Origin of the sequence: Planococcus maritimus, from assembly GCF_001592825.1 — a bacterium.
Lineage (GTDB): Bacteria > Bacillota > Bacilli > Bacillales_A > Planococcaceae > Planococcus > Planococcus maritimus_C.
The window spans coordinates 41,103-62,118 of sequence record NZ_LTZG01000021.1; the positions used below are offsets into that span (position 1 = coordinate 41,103).

Genomic DNA, 21,016 nt, shown 5'->3' on the forward strand with positions numbered 1-21,016 from the left:
CCTGCTTCTGGGGTTTTTTTCGTACTTATTCGTTGTCCGTCGGTTTTTGGTAACGAAGCACCGGCTTGCGTGCCGCTTTTGTTTCATCCAGTCTATTGATGACTGTTGTATGCGGTGCGTTTTGAACAATTTCTGGATTTTCTTCTACTTCGCGCGCAATTTGGATCATGGCATCGATAAAGTCATCGAGCGTTTCTTTCGATTCCGTCTCGGTCGGCTCGATCATCATGCCTTCTTCCACATTGAGTGGGAAGTAAATCGTTGGCGGATGGTAGCCGAAGTCAAGCAGGCGCTTCGCCATATCGAGCGTTCTGACGCCAAGTTTCTTTTGGCGACGGCCACTCAAGACAAACTCATGCTTGCAATGGCGGTCATATGGCAAATCAAAATGAGGCGCAAGACGGCGCATCATGTAATTAGCGTTTAATACCGCGTATTCCGTCACTTTTTTCAAGCCGTCTGGCCCCATCGTGCGGATATAGGTATAGGCGCGGACATTGATGCCAAAGTTGCCATAGAATGGTTTGACGCGTCCGATTGATTCAGGACGGTCATAATCAAAAGTAAAGCCTTCGTCGGTCTTGATAAGGATCGGTTTTGGCAAGTACGGAATGAGGTCTGCACTCACGCCAACTGGCCCAGAACCTGGACCGCCACCGCCGTGAGGGCCAGTGAATGTTTTATGCAAGTTCAAGTGGACAACGTCAAAGCCCATGTCGCCAGGGCGTGCTTTCGACATGACGGCGTTCAAGTTCGCCCCGTCATAGTACAACTTGCCGCCAACTTGATGAATAATTGACGCCATTTCGAGAATATCTTCCTCAAATAGCCCGAGCGTATTCGGGTTTGTTAACATAAGTGCCGCCGTATCGTCGCCGACCACGCGTTTCAAGTCTTCCAAATCAACCAGTCCGTGTTCATTTGACTTCACGGTGACGGTCTCGAAACCAGCAACTGTCGCAGAAGCCGGGTTGGTGCCGTGAGCCGAGTCCGGAACGATGACTTTCGTACGGTTAAAATCGCCATTTGCCTCATGGAAAGCACGGATCATCATGAGACCCGTCCATTCCCCATGTGCGCCTGCAGCCGGTTGAAGCGTGACTTCGTCCATACCGGTGATTTCCTTCAAGTGTTCCTGAAGGTCATACATCAATTCCATTGCCCCTTGCACAGTTGATTCTTCCTGTAATGGGTGAATATTTGCGAACCCCGAGAAGCGTGCAACGGATTCATTGATCTTCGGATTGTATTTCATCGTGCACGAGCCGAGCGGATAAAATCCGGAATCGACGCCATGGTTGCGTTTAGACAATGCCGTGTAATGGCGCATGATATCGAGTTCCGATACTTCCGGCAGTTCTGCAAACTCATCGCGAACCAGTTCCTCGCCAAGCAATTCAGTCAAATCCACTTGCGGTACATCTAGTTCCGGCAAGCTATAGCCGACGCGGCCTTGTTTAGTCATTTCAAAAATGAGTGGCTGGTTGTCTTTATGCATGGGAAGCCTCCATTTCTCGCACGTATGCATCGATTACTTGTACAAACGCGTCGATTTCTTCTTTAGAACGCTGTTCAGTGACGGCAATCAGCATATGCCCTTGCAATTCATCGTAGCTTAAGCCGAGGTCATAGCCGCCGATCATGCCTTTTTCAAACAAGGCTGCATTTAATCCCTTAACCGATGAACCAATCTTGACGGCAATTTCGTTAAAGTGAGCGCCAGCAAAAGCAATTTCAAGACCGGATTTCGTCAGCTGCTGCTTCATGTATTGCGTCTTAGCGATATTCTGCACTGCAATCTCTTTTGTGCCTTCCTTGCCAAGTGCGGTCATGGCGACAGAAGCCGCAAGAGCATTCAAAGCTTGGTTCGAGCAAATATTTGACGTCGCTTTATCGCGACGGATATGCTGTTCGCGCGCTTGCAAGGTCAACACGAAGCCACGTCTGCCTTCATCGTCTGTTGTTTCGCCGACAAGGCGTCCTGGAACTTTTCGCATTAATTTCTGTGTGACAGCGAAATAGCCGCAATGGGGGCCGCCAAACGCTTCAGGAATGCCAAATGGCTGGGCATCGCCTACTGTGATATCAGCACCGAATTTACCTGGAGGCGTAAGTGCGCCAAGTGCCAACGGATTCGATGACACTGTAAACAAAGCGCCGGCTCCGTGGACGATTGGTTCGATTTCTTTCAAGTTCTCTACTTGGCCAAAAAAGTTCGGGTATTGGACCATGACGGTCGCCGTGTTTTCATCGACCATCTCTTTTAATGCCTCGATGTCTGTGCGGCCGTCTTTTAGCGGAATCTCCACCACATCGATTGATTGGCCTAGCGCATACGTCCGTACCACATCTCTTGACTCTGGATGGACAGCACGGGAGACAAGAATTTTCTTGCGGCGCGTTTGTCCGGCTGCCAGCATGCCGGCTTCCGCCAGTGCTGTGCCACCGTCATACATGGAAGAGTTTGCGATATCCATGCCGGTGATTTCAGCGATCATCGTCTGAAACTCGAAAATGGCTTGCAACTCCCCTTGAGAAATTTCTGGTTGGTACGGCGTATAGGCTGTGTAGAATTCAGAACGAGAAATGACGTGATCAACAATGATTGGCTTGTAATGATCGTAAACGCCTGCGCCTAGAAAAGAAGCGTAGCGTGCCGAATCTGCATTCTTTCCAGCCAGCTGTGCCAATTCTTTTGTCAAAGCCGATTCAGACTTGGCAGGCTTGATATTGTATTCGCCTTTAAAACGTAATTTTTCAGGAATGTCTGAAAACAATTCGTCGATTGATTGGACGCCGATCGTCTCGAGCATGTCTTTTTCATCTTGGGAAGTCATTGGTAGATAGCGATGTTTCATCGTGTGCAGTCCCCTTCTTTAGTCGGATTATTTAGAGCGTTTGTAAAATGGCGCTGCGACAATTTGTGCTTTCAGGCGCTTGTTGCGAATTTCCACTTCCACTTCAGTGCCGAGCTCGTTGTGCTCCACATCGAGCAAAGCCAACCCGATATTCTTCTTCAAGGTCGGTGACTGTGTGCCGGTAGTGACTTCGCCGATTTTCACGTCATCTTTGTAAACAGCGTAGCCGTGGCGTGGGATTCCCTTATCAATCATTTCAATACCAACGGATTTGCGCGGAACTCCAGCTTCCTTTTGGTCCACTAAAGCCTGTTTCCCGATAAAATCTGCTTCTTTTTTCAGTTTCACCGCAAAACCGATGCCGGCTTCGAGTGGCGTAATGTCTTTAGACAACTCTTGCCCGTACAGCGCAAGACCCGCTTCAAAGCGCAGTGTATCGCGGGCGCCTAACCCTGCCGGTACGATACCTGTTGACTCACCTGCTTCAAGGATTCGATCCCACAAAATAGTAACAGCTTCAGGGCTTCCGTAAATTTCAAAACCATCTTCACCCGTATAGCCTGTGCGTGAGACCAATACTTCTTGGCCTGCCACTTCCATGCGCTCTTTAAAGCGGAACGGGCGGATGGACGATAACTCTTCTTCCGTTAATTGGCTTAACACATTTTCGGCAAGCGGCCCCTGGAGCGCGAGCAGGCCGAATCGCTCGGATGCATTGTCAAGTTCGACTTGACCTTCAAGTTGCTCTTGCATCCAATTGAAATCCTTGTCGATGTTCGATGCATTGACTACCAGCAAGTAGCGATCATCGCCAAGTTTATAGGTAAGCAAATCGTCTATAGTACCTCCATCTTCGTAGCACATCGCCGTGTATTGCGCTTGGCCGTCTTGCAGCTTCGAAACGTCATTGGTCAGCAGTTTCTGCAAATAAGGCAGACTGTCTGGGCCCGATACAAAAATCTCGCCCATATGCGAGACATCAAACAATCCGGCTTTCGTCCGGACCGCTTCGTGCTCGTCTTTGATAGAAGAAAATTGCACCGGCAATTCCCATCCGCCGAAATCGATCGTTTTTCCGCCATAGCGGGCATACGAGTCAAACAAAGGTGTTCGCTTCAATTGTCCCAATCTTTTTCCCTCCTGTTTTCAAAGCACGTAAAAAGGACAGAAAATCCCCTTTTTTTAAAAAAAGGGAATTCTCTGTCCTGGCACCTGAAAGTTTACCATAACGGCTTTCCTCATCGGTAGCTGCGTATCAGCAGCGTTCTCCAGAGATGCGTCCTGTACGAGTCTTTTTGCCTGAGAGATTCATGACGAATCATTTGCTCCTTCGGCGACGCTGCTGCGTTCTCTCCCCGTACACTCATCCGCCCAAATCAATGTTGAATTGGTCCATCCCGCTATACAGAATAGTATAACTTCGACTACATCCTAACATTGAATCGACGAAAGCGCAATCTTTTTTACCTTATTGCTTCAAAAACGAATATTCGTGTTTAAAACTTTTAAATCATTCGTTTTTTAAGCGTTTGACTTGAAACGCGGCATACTGGGTAATCTGCCGCAGTGAGCGATGTTCGGTTCGGATTGTAATATGCGCTGTCCGTTTATAATCACGGTATCGCGCTTTATGGAGCGCTTCAATCTCCTCACGCGTCGAGCGTCTGACGATTGGTCGGTTCGGGTCTTTATGGATACGCCGCCAGATTTCCTTAAACGGCGCATCCAAAAATAACACGAGCCCTGTCTGGCGCATTATCCGTTGATTCACTTTGCGCATCGTGACCCCGCCGCCTGTAGAAATGATGCATTGCTCCTGTTGCAAATTTTGCAAAAATTTTGTTTCAAGGTCTCTGAAATAATCTTCGCCGAACCGTTCGAAAATCTCAGGGATCGACATGCCCAGTTGACGGACGATTTCCTTGTCCATATCGTAGTAAGGCATTTTCAATAAAAAGCTTAGCCGCCTGCCTATCGCGCTTTTGCCGCAGCCCATAAAACCGATCAAATATATTCTGTTCATTGCTCCCACCCGTACTACCCTACTTAGGGATTTTATTTTGCCCAATTTCCATCAGTAGTTGTATAGTAGCATTTCTATGAACATTTTCCAAACTATCATAAGTCTGATATTCGATCGTATAGAGCATGACCATGTGGGACAGCAATGTCAATGCGGACAGAAAAAACACCAAGGACAATGGATATACTACCCCGGACTGGCTAGTCAGAAAGCAAAAGCGCATAATCTGCCTCCTCTTTTGCACCGCTGTGGAATTCCAGTTCGATCGCCAAACGCTTGCCTACCAGTTGAAATTCACCACTCTTCACATTAGTCAGCATGATTTCATGGCCTAGTTGGCCTTTTCGCTTGCGCACAACTGTGCCATACAATTCAATATCGTAGACACCATCCTGCCGTACGATGTGCACGCCTTTGCCATCTCGCGTAATAAAAACTTGCTGGATGTCGTCTAGATATTGCTGCAACTCTAGACTGAATAGCCGATACTCTGTCTCAGCGGAATCTAAGTCCACCAAATATTGTGAGCCAAACAGATAGAACATCGCTGCAAGTGGAAGCATAATTGACAAAGCCACTAGTTCCATGAGGCTATCTAAAAATGTGAATCCAGCTGAAGAGCGGATCGTCACTCGACGCATAAGTGTTCCTGCTTCCCTTTAAAATTCACATATTCCACACAATGACCGTCAGCCTGCCAAGAATATACGATGCCGTTGACAGAGCGCTGTCCTTCTGTACGGCCAGTCGAGGCGATGGTCCTTGCTGCCTCATGCAATGTCTCAAAAGCGACAAGGCGCTCTTTTTTCAGCTCTAGCCGCACGTGCATCTCGTGTGCTAGAGGCAGTAAAGACCCGAATACGAGAAATACCATAAACAGGCTGAGCATTGTTTCTGCCAGGGAAATGCCCTGATTATTTCGAAACCACCACACGCCCTTTGCCAAGATGGATGGTCACCGCCCTTTCGCCGCTGCTGGTCGAAAAGCGCATCGTGCCTGGCTGGAAGATCGATCCGCTCGGTGTAAAATGCACGACGCTGATGTTGCTGGCCTTGGTCAAAGTGACTGACTTCGGTATCGGCCTGGCATATATTGGCCGACTTAAGCTATACATCACCTCATAGCCTGGTTTATTGTCCCAAAAAACCAACATCACCGACGTCTTTTGTGCATAACTTTGACTTTGCGCATAATGGATGTCTTGCTCCAACAATGCAAAAAAACGATCTTCTTCACGCTTTTTTTCGAGTGGGGCAGCCGAGGTTATGACGAACGAAGCACCGATACCGACCACCATCAAGACCAACAGCATTTCAAGTAAGGTAAAGCCTGAACTGCTTTTTACGATCCTTTCGATGAGCTCACCACGCCCTCAGCCGAAATATTGATCACCTCTCCGTTAGGACAACTGGTATTACCTTCTTTTAAATAATCCTCTGCCAACAATTGAGCCATTGTCGGCACCACTTTTTTATCCATGCGGTAAGATTCTACTTGACCCTGGACCATCTGAACAAAAGCCTTACAGCCTTTATCATCAACTGATGAAGTCTGTTTTGAAACATTCGGGATCGCGATGGCAATCAGCACCGTAATAATCAACATGACAATCAACATCTCAATGAGCGTAAAGCCTCTTTGGTTTTTTAATCGTTTCATGATATTCCTCCTTATATGGTATGGACGAGATTATACATCGGCAACAAAATTGCCAAATAAGCGGCGACAATGCACACTGCGATTAACACAAAAAAACTGGGCTGGATAATTTTTAATGAACGTTGGGCTTGTAATTCCATTCGATCAAGTAATACATCGCTATAGAGCATCAATTCTTTTCCGAGCATGCCCGTCGCTTCACCGTGACGAACGAATGCAGCCATGTCATTCGCCGCAAACGCATGGCGTTCCACCGCGAACGATAGTGCAAGGCCGGTTTTGACCTCTTCGTGCAAGGCTCCGGCGATTCGGCCAATGATGGGGTGATGACGTTGTTGATTCAAGAGCCCCAATGCTTCCTGAAGCGACAGGCCGCTATGCAACAAAGTCCCAAGTTCCCTAGAAGCTAACTGAGACCAATACAGCCGCATCACTTGTCCAACGAATGGTAGTTTGGTCAACAAGCCGATTTGTCGATCGATAGACTGCCGCTTGAGAAAGATGCGAAACCCCAAAATGAGCAATGCCGCCAGTATAAAGAACGCAATCGCCAGGTCTGGAATTCGCAGCAAATAAACCGGAACTCCCTGACCTTCATCACCGTGCTGCAGCGAAGAAATCAAGGCAGTCAGATTGGGCACATAATTGGTTCTGAAAAATAAGAATAAAGCAGCAGTCAAGATTAACAGCGAAACCGGATAAATGAGGATGCTGCGCAGTTTTTTCTGAACCTCCTCTGTTCGTTTGAATCCCGCCGCAATGCCTTGAATGGCTTCGCCTAACTTGCCATGAAACTCGGCAATTTCGACTGGAAACAGTACACGTTCACGAAACCCTAAAAATTTCAGTACTTCGGCGGCATTGCCTCCGCCCTTTAGGATGCGATCCATACCGGCAAGCGCTTCGTCTGCGCGCGTTGTATGCATGGGTAATAGAAGCGTCATGGCAACGGGGAACAAATACCCTTCCGACATCAATACTGAAAGCCTGCTCAGAAATTGGGCTCGCTCACGAAACGGCAATCGTTTAGCATTCAAAGCCTGCATGAAGCGCACCGATCCTCACTCCTTCTCGGATTTGTCCACCGAACGATAGGTGTTCAGGAAGTTCGTATTCCTGCTGCTGCTTCGCCGAACGAATGGCATCCGCTAAACTTTCATCGCATAGAATTTCATAGAGTGCCCGGTGCTTCGTCTCGAGCTGGTCCAAATCTTCGTACATCGGCACAATTTTCTGCGCCGCAATGCCAATTAAGGTCTGCAACATGTCTTCATAAGGAATGCCCAAATCGTGGAGCCTGTGGAGACAGCCGACCGAATGCCGTGCATGGATCGTTGAAAACACCAAATGCCCCGTTAAGGCAGCCCTTACGGCTATCTCAGCTGTTTCGGCATCACGGATTTCACCAATCATGATGATGTCCGGATCATGCCTTAAGATTGCTTTTAAGCCTGTTGCATAATTCATGCCAGATTTTTCATTTACTTGAATTTGCAGAAACGCGGGATTTTGACGTTCGACCGGATCTTCGAGCGTGATGACGTGGCGGTTGAGCCGTTCAGAGCAGTGGCGCAATAAGGAATACAAGGTCGTTGATTTGCCACAGCCGGTCGGCCCGGTTAGTAGCATCAAGCCTTGTCGTTCGCCAGCCAGTTTCTCAAGCAATCTGGCCGAATCGCGGAAGGCGGCTAATTCATCAAGAAACAAAGCGGTGCTATCGGGAATCACACGGATTACAATGCTTTCTTTCGTCAAAACTGAAGGCAGTGTAGAAATACGGAAATGGTGCGTGTGGCCATCCATCTGGAGATGAAATGAGCCGGTTTGGGGTTTTCGTTTTTCGCTCATGTCCAAAAGAGAGAGGTATTTGAAATAAGCAATCATGCGATCGCCTAAATCGAAGGGGATTTTCGCCACCGGCTTGAACTGGTGGTAGCTGCGGTAAGTGATGCTGTAGTCGCGGGGTTCTGGCCTGATATGAATATCTGTGGTTTTTTCTGCTACGGCGGAATGCAATAAATCAACGCATCGCCGTTCAATTATCTCTTGCATAGTCACCTCCTATCCGGGTCTTCTTGCGGAGGCTGCCTCTCCGCTCCCCATTAGTATAAGCACATGACAGACACTTGAAAATCGAAAATACCAAAATAATTATTTGAACGCTTCCATGCCTTGAAATCCAAGTTTTCACGGCTTACGTCTATCGCATAGGAACGCTTTATGAACAAGCCTACACCGCTTTGTCACAAACTAGCATGAAGTCCTTGTTTACACATAGACTCGTCTTCCTATATAATGAATAGGAGATTATTGTATAGTGGCAAAGGAGGGATTACCCATGGATAATATGTTTAAATTAATGGGATGGTGGACTGGAATCTTTGCAATTTTATTTTACGTCGGCGACATGGTAGAAGTATCATTGCTGATGGTTGCCAATACCGGCTTGTTCGTTCTTCTTGGATACTTAAACATTTCTGAACGCATGTACATGTATATTTTTGCAGCCTACCTGACAGTCTTTTTCGTTGGCTTTACTTACTACTCTACGTTCATCCACATCCCAGGAGCAGGTCATTAATAGAACTTGAATGTGAACACAAAAAAACGGCCATCGCGGCCGTTTTTTTTTACGTTTAAATGCGCAAGAACGGATTGTGCTGGCGTTCTTGCCCAGGCGTTGTTTCCGGGCCATGCCCAGGAAACAGGAACGTTTCTTCTGGCAAGGTCAATAAGGAATCACGGATCGATTTTAACAATACCGATTCCGAACCTTCCGTTAAATCAGTCCGTCCAATGCTTCCCGAAAATAACGTATCGCCAACAATCGCGAAACGGTCTTCCGGAAAATAGAAGCTCACGCTGCCCGGTGAATGCCCGGGCGTATGGAATAGCTCCATTTGGAACGGACCGATTTCTAGTGTCTGTTCATCGCTTATCCATTCATCTGCATCCGCTACGCGATAATCCGGCAATGCTGCATATTTGCCTGAGCCGTTCAAATTCGGGCGCCCAAGGAAATCGCGCTCTTTATGGTGCAGATAGACGGGAATCTTGTAAATGCCCCGTAATTCGTCCACCGCCCCGATGTGGTCAAAATGGGCATGTGTCAAAAGGATGGCGAGCGGTGTTAATTGCTTGCGCTTCAAGACTTCCTGGATTTTCCCCGCTTCTTCGCCGGGGTCAAAAATGATGCATTGTTTGTCTTCTCCTGAAATGATATAACAATTCGTTTGCACAGGGCCGAGTTCTAGCCGATCTATTTTCAACATTTCTTTCACCTCATTAGCAGTATATCATGAACACATTTGTTTGCTTGTTCAATAGAATGACATTTTTACGGCTCGACAAACTTGTAGAATTTCTTTACAATATAAAGAGTAGAAGACGGCACTGGCTGTTAAAGTTGAAGGGAGTGTCATAAGATGAGTTGGATTTTGATGGTTATTTTCGGCCTCACAGCAGTTCTTGCTGCAATCGGTACAGTTCAAACCCTAAGAAACAAAGAAGTGTTAGGATTCTTATTTAATTTTGGGACCTTTGTTATTTTCGGCGGTTTCACCGTTGCAACTCTCATTACACACGGTTACCCACCTGGCCTTCATTAAGAAAAGCACCGGCGCATCCATTGCGCCGGTTTTTTTATTGATCAAACAAAAAGGCTGCCAAACCGCTAGCGGTTTGGCAGCCTTTTTTCTTTATGGTTGTTCTTGTTCATCCAATGTTTTCAATTGGCCGTTTTCTTCTTCATAAAATCTCAGCAAATCGCCATTGATGATCGATTCGGAATACTGAAGCTCCTCTAAAGCACGCTCAGCATAAGGATCACATAGACTTTGGTCCTCTACCGGTTCTCCCGTCTCGATATCGTAGCAAACATTCGCTGCATAGACATATTCATCAGTCACAAAACGCCCATCGCGGAAAATAACGAATTCTTCATGTTCTTCAGAGAATAAGTCTCCGCCGAATTGAATATCCTTTTCAGTTTCCATGCCCATCAAATGAAGGATGGTCGAACGCATGTCCACTTGGCCGCCAATTTCTTCGTTTACATACCCTTCCTCATATCCAGGAATATGGACGAAGAAAGGAACTTTTTGCAATTGTGCCGATTCGTAAGGCGTGATTTCCTTGTCTAGGTACTGCGCCATCGCTTCGTTATGGTTATCGGAGATGCCGTAATGGTCACCGTACATGACGATGATGGAGTTTTCGTAAAGCCCTTGTTCTTTCAAGTCTTCAAACAAGGTTTTCACCGCTTCATCCAAATAACGCACGGTTTGGAAATAACGGTTCAAAGTACCTGAGTTGGAATCGTACTCGTCGATCATTTTATCCTCTTCATCCAATGTAAACGGATGGTGGTTAGTCAACGACAACAAGCGCGTGTAGAACGGTTGCTGCATTTCTGACATGTGGCCAACCGATTGTTCGAAGAACGGAATGTCTTTCATGCCCCAGTTGACCGCTTCTCCATCTCCGACGGTAAAGCTTTGGATATCGTAGAATTTATCGATCTCAAGGGATTCATACATCATGTCGCGGTTCCAGAAGCTTTTCGTATTAGCGTGCTGGACATTGGTTGCGTAGCCTTCATTGCCCATCTTTTCCGCCATCGAGTTAAAGGTATTGCCGCTATGCGTAAAGAATACGGCTCCCCCGCTCAAGGGATACATGCCTGTTTCGAGCAGGAACTCTGAGTCGGACGTCTTGCCGAGTCCGGTTTGGTGATAGAAGTTCGGGAAGTAGATCGTGTCTTCATCTTGCGTCAATTCGTTCATGAAAGGCGTAATGGTCTCGCCGTTCATTTCGTTATTCAACACGAAAGTTTGCAATGACTCAAGTGTGACGACGATCAAATTGCGTCCTTCCGCAGCACCGAACATTTCCTCAGACGGTTCCGCCTGATTCGACCGGACGTAGTTGGTCACTTCCGTCAATTCCGAGCCGTCTGCAAGTGCACGTTGCGCTTGTGATTTCGACTGGATATAAACATCATACAAATGGTAATTGTACATTCCCAAGTTTTTGACGAGCATTTCGCGGTCGAAACTTCTCGTCAATAGCTGCGGGCGCTCCGCTTCGGCCAGGCCAAGGTTGAAGAACAGCACAGCTGCCGACAAAACAAAATAGGCTTTGCGATGTGTCGCTGCCGACTTGGCTGCGGTTTGCTTTTCGTTGACAAAGCGCATCGCCAAGAGAATGATGATGATATCAGCGAAATAAACGATATCGGTCCAGAAAATACTCGCCGCGGCACTATTGCCAATGTCGCCGAAGTTATCTGTCTGGAATAATACAGGCAAGGTAATGAAATCCGTGAAGAAGCGGTAGAACGCCACATTCCCGTATAAGATCACCGAAGTCAAAACGGCGATAACCAGGATATAGCGGTTCCGCGCTTTTTTGCTCTTAAAAAAGAGCGCGCCTCCATAGGCGAATAATAATAAACTTAAGGGATTTAAGAACAGGATAAATTCCTGCAATGCATTGTCAATGGTAATGGAAAAGGCCGTTTTGTAGACGACGTATGTCGTCAGCCATGTCGCAATGACTGCGATGGCCAGGACCGAATGCTTAGGCCATTCTTTGTTTTTCATTGCCGCACATCCTCCTTATTATACCGGAGCGTTTGTCCGGTTCGTGCAGATTTCTATCTCGAGTAAATTGGAAATTCAATACCTTATAGTATAGAACAAATTCCCGCTCAGTGAAAGCAATTCCCCTTAATAGACGCACCAAAACGCTTCTGGTTTCATGATTTTCCCTTTTTCTCATATTCTGTGCGTTTCTGCCTCAAAATCATCAAGGCCGATGCGTATTCACGCGGCGTGATAAAATCGTGATCGTATAGGTCACGGATGTCGGATTCCATCAAATCGAGATCCGAAATGAAATCCGCCGTGTAGATGATTGTTCCGTATCTTTTCAGCAACTGCATGACGTCGTAAAGTTCTTTCATGTTCTCACCGCCTTTGAGTCGATTGTTCTTTGTTCCGTGATAATGCCATCGACAGGGATGTCGTGGCTCTCGACCGGCAAATCGTCAGTCACTTGAAAATCAAATGCCAGTGAACGGGTTTTGCCACTAAATCCGCTCAAATACCGGTCGTAATAGCCCCCACCAAAGCCAATTCGGTAGCCGCTTTCAGTAAAGACGACTCCGGGCACAATTAATAAATCGATGTTTGATGGGCCGATCGCTTCGGTTTGGGCTTCGATAGGTTCTTGGAGGTTCATGTATACCACTTCCAATTGATCGAGATGATCAAACAGCCGAAAATCCATCGTCCGGTCTTTTGCAAAACACTTCGGGGCAGCCACTCTTTTTTTCAGTCGCCAACACGCTTCGATCAGCGGGATTGTATCAATTTCCGGCCAACGCGAAACGGTCACTCCGATGGTTTCAGCTTTTTGAAAATCGGGATCGTCCAACAGGTTCTCTAAAATCGCCGTCGACATACTAGCATGTTGTGATGTTGTGAGCTGCCCCATTCGGCCGATGACTGATTTTCTTAACATAGCTTTCTCCATTATGCATCTGCCCCTTCCGTTGTTTTGTTATTTTTTATGTATGATTCCTATAATAAACTGCGCAGAACAAAAGAAAAAGCCAAAACCCCGAGAGGTTTTGGCAGTCAATTACTTACTTCGTTTCACGGTGTGTTGTCATTTTCTTTTCACGTGAGCAATATTTTTTCAATTCAAGACGCTCAGGGTTGTTGCGCTTATTTTTAACAGTGCTGTAGTTTCTTTCGCCACAGTCTGTGCAAGCTAGTGTAATGTTTACACGCATCGATATCCCTCCCAATTCTTTCAAAAATCCATTTCATTAATAAGCGTGATCTATACGACTTAATTATTATAGCATACCTTCAGTGAATGTCTACTGAAAAATGCCGCTTCCTGAGGATTTCCTCTAATAAAAAACCACAAGCTCAGCTGTGGTTTTTCTTCACTCATTTATTCAAATCGTAATGGCGTCCGCGCACAAGATAGAACAATTGTTCAGCAATATTGGTTGCATAATCCGCAGAGCGTTCCATGTAACGGGAGATAAATGCCAATTGGGTTACTTGGCTGAGCTGTTCCGGAGCTTTGGCGCTGTGCTGGAACAATAACCGGATCACTTCGCCATACAAATCGTCGACTTCGTCATCGAGGTCAGCGATTTCTTTGGCTTTTTCCACATCTTCTTCGATCAAGGCATCAATTCCCTGGCGCAGCATAGAAGTGGCGAGTTCATGCATATGTTGAATTTTATTGATCGGCTCAAGTAAGTCCTGTTGGCCGATGCGAATCGTTTCTTTCGCGATGTTAACTGCATAATCCCCGACCCGCTCCATATCAGAGGCGACTTTGATGGTGACGATCAAACGGCGAAGATCCGTTGCAACCGGTGATTGCTTAGCGATCAAGAGAATGACCTGGTCGTTAAGGTCCTCTTCAAGACGATTGATATGGGCGTCATTATCGATTACTTGAAGCGCCTGGTCGATGTCGTGGGCGACCAGTGCTTTCATGGATTTATCGAGTGCATCGATGGCCATCGTGCTCAATGTAATTAATTGTTCTTGTGCTGAATGTAGTTCATAGTCAAACTTTTCACGTACTGACATTAACTATTCCTCCCATTTTTCCAATTATTACGGCCAGCAGGAATCGCTTCCCTACTGATTAAGTTTGTGCATCAGCCGAATCGACCTGAAATGTAATCCTCTGTCCGTTTATCGGCGGGGGTGGAAAAAATGGCATCCGTGCGGTCATATTCAATGACTTCCCCATTCAAGAAGAAAGCAGTTTTATCAGAAATCCGTGCAGCTTGCTGCATATTGTGCGTGACGATGATGATGCTGTATTGTTCTTTCAATTCTTGCACCAATTCTTCAATTTTCAAAGTCGAGATCGGGTCAAGCGCCGAAGTGGGTTCATCCATCAAGATGACGTCCGGTTCGATCGCCAAAGTCCGCGCGATACAGATTCGCTGTTGCTGACCGCCCGAAATGCCATAGGCGTTTTCGTGCAAGCGATCTTTCACTTCGTCCCAAATGGCTGCGCCGCGCAAGCTTTTTTCGACGATTTCATCGAGAATTTTCTTATTTTTGATGCCGTGAATGCGTGGCCCGTAAGCGATATTATCGTAAATCGATTTTGGGAACGGGTTCGGCTTTTGGAACACCATGCCGACACGCGTGCGCAATTCTTCAACGCCATAGCTGGATTCGAAGATATTGCGGCCGCGGTATTGGATTTCTCCTGAGGTTTTCACAGAAGGCACCAATTCCACCATGCGGTTCAATGTTTTCAAATAGGTCGATTTCCCACAACCCGAAGGCCCGATAATCGCGGTTACTTCGTTTTCCCCAATTTCCAGATCAATGTTTTTCAAAGCGTGATTATTGCCATACCATAGATTCAATTGGCGCGTGCTGTAGACACTTTCCTTATCGACTTGTTCTGCCGAGATGGGTTGTACCGCATCGATTTTTGTTTTAATTGTTGCTGTGTTCATAATGAACTCCCCTTCCACATGACACTTTAATAGGATTTATCAAATTTGTTGCGAATATAAACTGCTATTGAATTCATGAAAAGCAATACGACCATCAAGACGATGATTCCGGCAGCTGCAACCGTTTGGAACTCAGCTTGCGGGCGGCTTGACCAGTCATAGATTTGCATCGGCAAGGCCGTGAAGGTGTCCATGACCCCTTCCGGCAAGAATTGGATGATAACCGGGATGCCGACGACGATCAGCGGGGCCGTTTCGCCGATTGCCCGAGACAAGGCCAAAATGCTGCCTGTCAGAATGCCGGGAATCGCAGCCGGTAAAATGATGCGCACAATTGTTTGCCATTTTGTTGCGCCCATTCCGTAAGATGCATCGCGCAATTCTCTCGGTACCGAGCGGATCGCTTCTTGTGCCGAGACGATAATGACTGGCAAAATGAGCAAGCTCATCGTAAAACCTGCAGCGAGTATGCTGTTGCCGAGTGCTAGTGCACGGACGAAGATTGTCAGTCCTAGAAGTCCAAAAACGACCGATGGAACCCCTGCTAAATTGGAAATATTCATTTGAATAAATGAAGTGATGCGCCCTTTTTTAGCATACTCCTCTAAATAAATGGCAGATCCTACACCGAGTAAAATCGATGTAGGGGCAACTACTGCCATTAGCCAAATTGATCCAACAAGCGCCGCTTTGATGCCCGCTTTTTCTGGGAAGCGAGAGGCAAAGTTCGTTAAAAATTCAAGTGACAAATGCCCAGCACCTTGGCTAACAATGCGGTACAGCAAAATGACTAGCGCGAGTAGGGCGAGTGCTGTCGCGAACATGAAGAACCCTTGAAAAATCCGGTTGATGACCATTCGGCCGTTCATGCGCCGGATGACCTTTTCCTGTTCGATGTATCTCATCTTAATATTCCTCCCGGAAACGTTTTGACATATAACCTGCCAGAATATTCATCGCCATCGTGAAGAGGAATAAAGTGAACCCGACTGCATAGATGGAATAGTAAATGGTCGTCCCATAGCCGGCATCGCCTTTGGATACTTGCACGATATAGGCGGTCATCGTCTGGATCGACCCAGTGAAATCACCATCGAATTTCGGCGTCGAACCGGCCGCAAGCGACACGATCATCGTCTCGCCGATTGCTCGGGACAAGCCAAGCACAACTGAGGCGATGATGCCGGATAGCGCGGCAGGGACAGTGATTTTCCAAGCGACTTCAAACTTTGTCGAGCCCATGGCAAGCGCCCCGTCGCGAATGCTTTTTGGAACGGACGACATGGCGTCTTCAGACAACGATGCAATCATTGGAATAATCATGATGCCGACAACGATCCCTGGAGAAATCGCGTTGAAGATTTTGATCTCCGGGAAAAAGCTTTGCAAAACTGGCGTCACGAATGTCAGGGCGAAAAAGCCGTAGACGATGGTCGGGACTCCTGCTAGCACTTCAAGAACCGGCTTAACGATGCGCCGGACGTTGTCAGACGCATACTCGCTCAAGTAAATGGCAGCCGAAATGCCGATCGGCACAGCCACGACAATCGCGATACCGGTAATTTTCAATGTACCAACAATCAATGGCCAAATGCCGAACTGCGCTCCGCTATTAGCGAACGGCAGCCATGTCGTGCCAAGGACGAAATCGGCCAGAGGCACTCTTGTAAAGAACGTGACGGTTTCAATGATTAAGGTCAAGACAATCCCGATAGTTGTCAAAACCGATACAGAAGCGACTAAAAACAACAGGATCGGTATAAGCTTTTCAATAATTTTTTTACTTTTCTTATCCTTCGACTTTGCGATCAGTTCTTGAACCGATGTCCGCATAATAGAATCCCCTTTCAACCGCAAAAGGCGAGCAGCAGCTGCTCACCCTAAGACTGAACTTGCAACTAGATTTATTTCAACGCTTTAAGGTCTGACAAGCCTTGCTCGTAATCTTCTACTGCTAGTGGCACATATCCGACAGCTTCAGCCATTTGACCAGCATTCTCTAACGTGAACTGCATGAAATCGTAAGCCGCTTCATCTTCAGCAATTTTTGCATTGTTGGCGTATGTGAAGAGCGGTCGTGATAGTGGCGAATAGTCGCCAGATTCGATTGTTTCAGGATTTGGTTCAACGCCATCGATTGTCACGACTTTCAATGTGTCTTGGTTTGCGATGTAGTATGCATATCCGAAGAATCCGATCGCATTAGGATCTCCTTGGATTCCTTGCACGAGTGTGTTGTCGTCTTCAGACAATGTCGCCGATTCGACGATGTCTTCCTCTTCTAGGATGACTTCATTGAAATAATCGTAAGTACCAGATGCCGTACCTGGTGCATAAAAGACAACTTCTTCATCCGGCCATTCCGGGTTGATGTCAGACCACATTTTATTGCTGCCATCTTCTACCCATAGTTCTTTCAAGTCTTCTACGGTCAAGTCTTCCACCCAGTCATTTTCCTGATTGACGACGACGGATAGCCCATCATAAGCAAGAAGAAATTCTGAGTATTCGATGCCGGCTTCTTCTAAAGCAGCCGCTTCTTCATCTTTAATCGGTCTAGAAGCATTTGAGAAAGCTGTTTCACCTTGGATGAATTTTTCAAATCCGCCTCCTGTTCCAGACACGCCAACGGTTACTTGGACTTCTGGTTGGACTGCTGCGTATTCTTCGACAATGCCCTCTAAGATTGGGGCTACTGTTGAAGAACCATCTCCAGCGACCGAACCTTCTACTACTGCTTCGTCTGAAGAGGAATCAGCCGTTTCGCTGCCTGTTGCAGTTTCTTCCGTGCTGCCGCATGCTCCAAGTACGAATGCCGTTCCAAGAATTGTTGATGCCATAGCGAACTTCCAGTTTCTCATTTTAATGTTTCCCCCTAATATGGTTTGTTGTTTACAAGACCAACTATACGGTTCTATTGTTGAGGACATATGAAGCCATTGTTAAGAAATTGTAAATGACGAAAGTCTTAGTAAAAACGCAAAAAACCACCCGGCCATCATCCTCATAAGGACTTTGGTCGGGCGGTTTCTTCTATCTACTATTGGATAGTTCAATTAATCAAGCCGAGTGCCGCTAAAAGGCGGCTTGATTTCATTCGCTTCGTCTTCACTGCGCTGTTCTTTCAACTCAAAATACTTGTCAGCTGCCGCACGGGCAATTTCGTTATTCGTTCTCGGCACTTTGGTCGGATCAGTCGTCACATATGGAATAACAACGGCGTAAGCGATTTCCGGGTCTTCGTAAGGAGCGAAGCCGACGTGTGCGATGTTAACGTTCAATGTACCATGTAATTCATGACCGCGCTCGAAGAAATACGCTTCCGCTGTCCCGGTCTTGCCGGCTGCGGTGTATGGCGTGTCGCTGAACTGGGCGCGCGCTGAACCGGAGCTGCCGATATAAACATTGCGCATGCCTTCTTTGACACGGTCGATTTCTTCTTGCGTATTATTGATGCGGTTCATGATTTTGGGCTCAATGATGGTTTCGATCGGCCCGAGCGTTTCGCCGTCTGGTGATGCTTGGCGTATTTCCTTGACGACATGCGGCTGCATGCGGTAGCCGTCGTTTGCGATTGTAGAAATATATTGGGCGAGCTGCATCGGGGTATACGTATCAAACTGGCCGATCGCAAGGTCCAATAGTTTCGGTCCAGGATATGTGCCGCCAGGATATCCAGTGCCTTCGTTCGGCAAATCGATGCCGGTTGCTGCGCCTAAACCAAATTGTGCAAATGAATTGCGCATCAAGTTAAAGCTTTCAGGAGCCACGCTTAACGGACTGTTGTATTGATATTGTCGATTCGCGATTTCCAACGCAATTTTGAACATATAGACGTTGGACGATCGTTCAATCGCCATTATATCGTTCAATGGAATGCGGTTGAATGGAGTCGTGTTGAAAATTGAGTTTTTCTGTTTCGTCCCGGCAAACTTTAACGGTTCGTCGATTTGCACTTCTCCCATTTCCACTGCATCTTCAGCATATCCGGTCAGCAGGGTCGCACCCTTGACGGTTGATCCCATTTCATGGGCCGCTGTGAACGTGCCGAACGCATAATCGCTCACGATGCGCTTGCCGTCTTCATCTTCGCCGACGCGTTTGCCGACCATAGATAGCACTTCCCCGTTGCGCGGATCCATCATGACCAAATAAGCGTCTTTGACCAATTGTGAATTCGGCCCTGCTTTTAATGCCAGTAATTTTTCTTCAACGATTTGTTCCAGTTCGTATTGCAGTTCACTATCGATCGTTAAAACTAAATCTTTGCCGGGTTCGCCCTCATCTACCGTTTCCGTTTCAATGACGCGGCCGCGGCCATCCGTGACGTTTTTGACGATTGACTTCTGACCTTGCAGCACGTCTTCATACTGCTGCTCCAAAAAGCTCGTTCCCACGCGGTCATTGCGCGAATAATCCCGGCTTAAATAATAATCAAGACGGTTGGCCGGGATCCCTTGGTCAGGCGTCGTCGTGCTGCCAAGAATCGTCAAATCGGTCATTTTTACGCGTTTCCAATCAGTGATGGTGTTGACGCCTTCAAGTTTAGGGTCCGTCAAACGCTCTGAAACCACTGCGAACTCTTCGTCGGTTACACCCTCACCTTTGATGATCTGGGGCGATAAGGCGTAGCCTGAAGACATTTCGCGATAGATCGCGAGGACCTCGAGTTGTTCATCTGTCAGACTGTCGAGTTCTTCATCGGTAATTTTCTCCCGAATCAAGGCATCGAGTTTTTGCTGCTTTTCTTTTTGCGTGGCATCTTCTGCTTCAATCGCAGCGCGTTCTTCAGCTGTAACTTTTTCTGTTGCGCTTTCCGTATTTAATTGTATGTAAAAATCTTGCTTATCGCGCAAAGTGACTTTTTTCGTATCTTTCTCGATCAACTTGGCTAACTCTTTAGCTACTTCCATCATTTCACTGCTCTTAGTTGTCTGCATTTTCGTGTAAGTAATGCTGTTGACGGGTTCGTTATCAACCTGCAGGCGACCGGCAGAATCAAAAATACGTCCACGCGGAACACTCGTGTTGACTGCTACTTCTTCGGTTCTGGCAATTGCGCGGGCGTAATCTTCGCCTTTGACAATCTGCAAATACCCTAAACGCAGGATGAGCATGGAAAACAGCAGAAAAATAGCAAAAAATAGAATGTTCATCCGAAAGGTCGTATTGGACTGGAGTTTTGACTTCGCCAGTGACACACGCCTTTTTTGAGGGGTTTTCATGAGCGCGTAGCTCCTTTCAAAAAAATATCCAGTTGTTAGTATAGCATGGACATAAAAAAACACACACTTTTTCAGACGAAAAAGTGTGTGTCCGGGTTTCAATATTTAACAATTATTTAGCAGCTTCAAAGCGCTTGGACACTTCGTCCCAGTTGACAACGTTCCAGAATGCTGCCAAGTAATCCGGACGGCGGTTCTGGTATTTCAAGTAGTAAGCATGTTCCCAAACGTCTACTCCTAGAATCGGCGTTTTGCCTTCTGATAGTGGAGAGTCCTGGTTTGGTGTTGATGTAACTTCCAATTCGCCGTTAGAAACGACTAGCCAAGCCCAGCCAGAACCAAAACGTGTTTTGCCTGCAGCTTCGAATTTTTCTTTGAATTCGTCAAAGCTTCCGAATTTGCTGTTGATTGCGTCTGCTACTGCGCCAGTTGGCTGTCCACCGCCGTTAGGGGAAAGAAGCTGCCAGAATAGCGAGTGGTTTGCATGTCCGCCGCCATTGTTGCGGACAGCTGTGCGGATGTTTTCCGGCACGGCGTTCAAGTCAGAAACCAATTCTTCGATTGATTTTGAAGAAAGATCGTCATGACCTTCCAAGGCCGCATTTACGTTCGTTACGTACGTGTTATGGTGTTTCGTGTGGTGGATGTTCATTGTTTCTTTGTCGATGTGCGGTTCTAGCGCATCGTACGCGTAAGGTAGTTCCGGTAATTCGTATGCCATGATTAAATTCCTCC

Annotated in this window: 24 protein-coding genes and 1 riboswitch; of the genes, 2 read left to right on the forward strand and 22 right to left on the reverse strand. The window is 46.9% G+C overall.

Features of this window, described 5'->3' with window-relative positions:
• Positions 1 to 25: 25 nt before the first annotated feature.
• From gcvPB to comGA, 10 genes are all read right to left on the reverse strand, one after another.
• Positions 26 to 1,498 carry an aminomethyl-transferring glycine dehydrogenase subunit GcvPB gene (gene gcvPB, locus AY633_RS10605; RefSeq protein WP_068488342.1) on the reverse strand — a complete coding sequence of 491 codons (1,473 nt, stop codon included), beginning with the start codon at positions 1,496 to 1,498 and terminating at the stop codon, positions 26 to 28.
• Entirely contained in the window at positions 1,491 to 2,858 is a 1,368-nt protein-coding gene (gcvPA, locus tag AY633_RS10610; RefSeq protein ID WP_068488343.1) for an aminomethyl-transferring glycine dehydrogenase subunit GcvPA, read from the reverse strand. The genes gcvPB and gcvPA overlap by 8 nt, the downstream gene beginning before the upstream one ends.
• 27 nt (positions 2,859 to 2,885) lie before the next feature.
• A complete protein-coding gene (gcvT, locus tag AY633_RS10615; RefSeq protein WP_068488344.1) occupies positions 2,886 to 3,986 on the reverse strand; it encodes a glycine cleavage system aminomethyltransferase GcvT in 1,101 nt (366 codons plus the stop codon).
• A gap of 149 nt (positions 3,987 to 4,135) precedes the next feature.
• A riboswitch (glycine riboswitch) is annotated at positions 4,136 to 4,225 on the reverse strand.
• 143 nt (positions 4,226 to 4,368) lie between these two features.
• Positions 4,369 to 4,881, reverse strand: a complete 513-nt coding sequence (locus tag AY633_RS10620) for a shikimate kinase (RefSeq protein ID WP_068488345.1) — start codon at positions 4,879 to 4,881, stop codon at positions 4,369 to 4,371.
• A gap of 200 nt (positions 4,882 to 5,081) precedes the next feature.
• A complete protein-coding gene (locus AY633_RS10630) occupies positions 5,082 to 5,522 on the reverse strand; it encodes a ComGF family competence protein (protein ID WP_068488347.1) in 441 nt (146 codons plus the stop codon).
• On the reverse strand, positions 5,510 to 5,755 hold the full coding sequence (locus AY633_RS10635; RefSeq protein ID WP_260804562.1) for a hypothetical protein: 246 nt from the start codon (positions 5,753 to 5,755) through the stop codon (positions 5,510 to 5,512). Before AY633_RS10635 ends, AY633_RS10630 begins: the two co-directional genes overlap by 13 nt.
• 40 nt (positions 5,756 to 5,795) lie before the next feature.
• Positions 5,796 to 6,239, reverse strand: coding sequence for a competence type IV pilus minor pilin ComGD (gene comGD, locus AY633_RS10640; RefSeq protein WP_145915678.1), 444 nt, complete (start codon positions 6,237 to 6,239; stop codon positions 5,796 to 5,798).
• Positions 6,224 to 6,541: a competence type IV pilus major pilin ComGC gene (gene comGC / locus AY633_RS10645; RefSeq protein WP_068462041.1), complete on the reverse strand. Its 318-nt coding sequence runs from the start codon at positions 6,539 to 6,541 to the stop codon at positions 6,224 to 6,226. Before comGC ends, comGD begins: the two co-directional genes overlap by 16 nt.
• Before the next feature lie 11 nt (positions 6,542 to 6,552).
• Positions 6,553 to 7,587 carry a competence type IV pilus assembly protein ComGB gene (gene comGB / locus AY633_RS10650; RefSeq protein ID WP_068488581.1) on the reverse strand — a complete coding sequence of 345 codons (1,035 nt, stop codon included), beginning with the start codon at positions 7,585 to 7,587 and terminating at the stop codon, positions 6,553 to 6,555.
• On the reverse strand, positions 7,568 to 8,593 hold the full coding sequence (comGA, locus tag AY633_RS10655; RefSeq protein ID WP_068488350.1) for a competence type IV pilus ATPase ComGA: 1,026 nt from the start codon (positions 8,591 to 8,593) through the stop codon (positions 7,568 to 7,570). Before comGA ends, comGB begins: the two co-directional genes overlap by 20 nt.
• A 286-nt stretch (positions 8,594 to 8,879) precedes the next feature.
• Between comGA and AY633_RS10660 the strand changes: the two genes are divergently transcribed.
• On the forward strand, positions 8,880 to 9,122 hold the full coding sequence (locus AY633_RS10660) for a DUF2626 domain-containing protein (protein WP_068462036.1): 243 nt from the start codon (positions 8,880 to 8,882) through the stop codon (positions 9,120 to 9,122).
• Between the two features lie 55 nt (positions 9,123 to 9,177).
• Here AY633_RS10660 and AY633_RS10665 read toward each other — a convergent pair whose 3' ends face one another.
• Positions 9,178 to 9,813 (reverse strand): MBL fold metallo-hydrolase, encoded by a 636-nt coding sequence (locus AY633_RS10665; protein ID WP_068488351.1) that lies wholly within the window; start codon positions 9,811 to 9,813, stop codon positions 9,178 to 9,180.
• 153 nt (positions 9,814 to 9,966) lie between these two features.
• Here AY633_RS10665 and AY633_RS10670 point away from each other — a divergent pair, with 153 nt between their 5' ends.
• Positions 9,967 to 10,149, forward strand: coding sequence for a DUF2759 domain-containing protein (locus AY633_RS10670; RefSeq protein ID WP_058380897.1), 183 nt, complete (start codon positions 9,967 to 9,969; stop codon positions 10,147 to 10,149).
• Between the two features lie 90 nt (positions 10,150 to 10,239).
• On the opposite strand, the gene AY633_RS10675 is transcribed toward AY633_RS10670, so the two are convergent.
• The 11 genes from AY633_RS10675 to sodA form a co-directional block, all read right to left on the reverse strand.
• Positions 10,240 to 12,144 carry an LTA synthase family protein gene (locus AY633_RS10675; protein ID WP_068488352.1) on the reverse strand — a complete coding sequence of 635 codons (1,905 nt, stop codon included), beginning with the start codon at positions 12,142 to 12,144 and terminating at the stop codon, positions 10,240 to 10,242.
• A gap of 155 nt (positions 12,145 to 12,299) precedes the next feature.
• Positions 12,300 to 12,506, reverse strand: a complete 207-nt coding sequence (locus tag AY633_RS10680; protein ID WP_068462030.1) for a YqgQ family protein — start codon at positions 12,504 to 12,506, stop codon at positions 12,300 to 12,302.
• Positions 12,503 to 13,078: a 5-formyltetrahydrofolate cyclo-ligase gene (locus AY633_RS10685; RefSeq protein WP_068488353.1), complete on the reverse strand. Its 576-nt coding sequence runs from the start codon at positions 13,076 to 13,078 to the stop codon at positions 12,503 to 12,505. Before AY633_RS10685 ends, AY633_RS10680 begins: the two co-directional genes overlap by 4 nt.
• A gap of 112 nt (positions 13,079 to 13,190) precedes the next feature.
• The gene (rpmG, locus tag AY633_RS16370; protein WP_082799233.1) at positions 13,191 to 13,340 is read right to left on the reverse strand and encodes a 50S ribosomal protein L33; all 150 of its coding nucleotides are present in this window, start codon (positions 13,338 to 13,340) and stop codon (positions 13,191 to 13,193) included.
• Between the two features lie 163 nt (positions 13,341 to 13,503).
• A complete protein-coding gene (gene phoU / locus AY633_RS10690) occupies positions 13,504 to 14,163 on the reverse strand; it encodes a phosphate signaling complex protein PhoU (protein WP_068488354.1) in 660 nt (219 codons plus the stop codon).
• Positions 14,164 to 14,234: 71 nt separating this feature from the next.
• Complete coding sequence (pstB, locus tag AY633_RS10695; protein ID WP_068488355.1) at positions 14,235 to 15,056, reverse strand: phosphate ABC transporter ATP-binding protein PstB; 822 nt, start codon at positions 15,054 to 15,056, stop codon at positions 14,235 to 14,237.
• A gap of 26 nt (positions 15,057 to 15,082) precedes the next feature.
• The gene (pstA, locus tag AY633_RS10700; protein WP_068488356.1) at positions 15,083 to 15,961 is read right to left on the reverse strand and encodes a phosphate ABC transporter permease PstA; all 879 of its coding nucleotides are present in this window, start codon (positions 15,959 to 15,961) and stop codon (positions 15,083 to 15,085) included.
• A 1-nt stretch (position 15,962) separates the two neighbouring features.
• On the reverse strand, positions 15,963 to 16,889 hold the full coding sequence (gene pstC / locus AY633_RS10705; RefSeq protein WP_068488357.1) for a phosphate ABC transporter permease subunit PstC: 927 nt from the start codon (positions 16,887 to 16,889) through the stop codon (positions 15,963 to 15,965).
• 71 nt (positions 16,890 to 16,960) lie between these two features.
• The gene (locus AY633_RS10710; protein WP_068462018.1) at positions 16,961 to 17,917 is read right to left on the reverse strand and encodes a PstS family phosphate ABC transporter substrate-binding protein; all 957 of its coding nucleotides are present in this window, start codon (positions 17,915 to 17,917) and stop codon (positions 16,961 to 16,963) included.
• A 195-nt stretch (positions 17,918 to 18,112) separates the two neighbouring features.
• Positions 18,113 to 20,281 (reverse strand): penicillin-binding transpeptidase domain-containing protein, encoded by a 2,169-nt coding sequence (locus tag AY633_RS10715; protein ID WP_068488358.1) that lies wholly within the window; start codon positions 20,279 to 20,281, stop codon positions 18,113 to 18,115.
• A gap of 112 nt (positions 20,282 to 20,393) precedes the next feature.
• Positions 20,394 to 21,002 (reverse strand): superoxide dismutase SodA, encoded by a 609-nt coding sequence (gene sodA / locus AY633_RS10720; RefSeq protein WP_068462014.1) that lies wholly within the window; start codon positions 21,000 to 21,002, stop codon positions 20,394 to 20,396.
• Positions 21,003 to 21,016 lie beyond the last annotated feature (14 nt).

Excerpts from the sequence above, each read along its gene's own strand:
- AY633_RS10680 (WP_068462030.1), bottom strand. The coding sequence starts at position 12,506 with ATGAAAGAACTTTACGACGTCATGCAGTTGCTGAAAAGATACGGAACA.
- pstC (WP_068488357.1), bottom strand. The coding sequence starts at position 16,889 with ATGCGGACATCGGTTCAAGAACTGATCGCAAAGTCGAAGGATAAGAAA.
- comGA (WP_068488350.1), bottom strand. The coding sequence starts at position 8,593 with ATGCAAGAGATAATTGAACGGCGATGCGTTGATTTATTGCATTCCGCC.
- gcvPB (WP_068488342.1), bottom strand. The coding sequence starts at position 1,498 with ATGCATAAAGACAACCAGCCACTCATTTTTGAAATGACTAAACAAGGC.
- pstB (WP_068488355.1), bottom strand. The coding sequence starts at position 15,056 with ATGAACACAGCAACAATTAAAACAAAAATCGATGCGGTACAACCCATC.
- AY633_RS10715 (WP_068488358.1), bottom strand. The coding sequence starts at position 20,281 with ATGAAAACCCCTCAAAAAAGGCGTGTGTCACTGGCGAAGTCAAAACTC.
- AY633_RS10710 (WP_068462018.1), bottom strand. The coding sequence starts at position 17,917 with ATGAGAAACTGGAAGTTCGCTATGGCATCAACAATTCTTGGAACGGCA.
- AY633_RS10685 (WP_068488353.1), bottom strand. The coding sequence starts at position 13,078 with ATGGAGAAAGCTATGTTAAGAAAATCAGTCATCGGCCGAATGGGGCAG.
- rpmG (WP_082799233.1), bottom strand. The coding sequence starts at position 13,340 with ATGCGTGTAAACATTACACTAGCTTGCACAGACTGTGGCGAAAGAAAC.
- AY633_RS10665 (WP_068488351.1), bottom strand. The coding sequence starts at position 9,813 with ATGTTGAAAATAGATCGGCTAGAACTCGGCCCTGTGCAAACGAATTGT.
- comGB (WP_068488581.1), bottom strand. The coding sequence starts at position 7,587 with ATGCAGGCTTTGAATGCTAAACGATTGCCGTTTCGTGAGCGAGCCCAA.
- sodA (WP_068462014.1), bottom strand. The coding sequence starts at position 21,002 with ATGGCATACGAATTACCGGAACTACCTTACGCGTACGATGCGCTAGAA.
- AY633_RS10675 (WP_068488352.1), bottom strand. The coding sequence starts at position 12,144 with ATGAAAAACAAAGAATGGCCTAAGCATTCGGTCCTGGCCATCGCAGTC.
- pstA (WP_068488356.1), bottom strand. The coding sequence starts at position 15,961 with ATGAGATACATCGAACAGGAAAAGGTCATCCGGCGCATGAACGGCCGA.
- phoU (WP_068488354.1), bottom strand. The coding sequence starts at position 14,163 with ATGTCAGTACGTGAAAAGTTTGACTATGAACTACATTCAGCACAAGAA.
- AY633_RS10630 (WP_068488347.1), bottom strand. The coding sequence starts at position 5,522 with ATGCGTCGAGTGACGATCCGCTCTTCAGCTGGATTCACATTTTTAGAT.
- comGC (WP_068462041.1), bottom strand. The coding sequence starts at position 6,541 with ATGAAACGATTAAAAAACCAAAGAGGCTTTACGCTCATTGAGATGTTG.
- AY633_RS10660 (WP_068462036.1), top strand. The coding sequence starts at position 8,880 with ATGGATAATATGTTTAAATTAATGGGATGGTGGACTGGAATCTTTGCA.
- gcvPA (WP_068488343.1), bottom strand. The coding sequence starts at position 2,858 with ATGAAACATCGCTATCTACCAATGACTTCCCAAGATGAAAAAGACATG.
- AY633_RS10620 (WP_068488345.1), bottom strand. The coding sequence starts at position 4,881 with ATGAACAGAATATATTTGATCGGTTTTATGGGCTGCGGCAAAAGCGCG.
- AY633_RS10635 (WP_260804562.1), bottom strand. The coding sequence starts at position 5,755 with ATGGTATTTCTCGTATTCGGGTCTTTACTGCCTCTAGCACACGAGATG.
- AY633_RS10670 (WP_058380897.1), top strand. The coding sequence starts at position 9,967 with ATGAGTTGGATTTTGATGGTTATTTTCGGCCTCACAGCAGTTCTTGCT.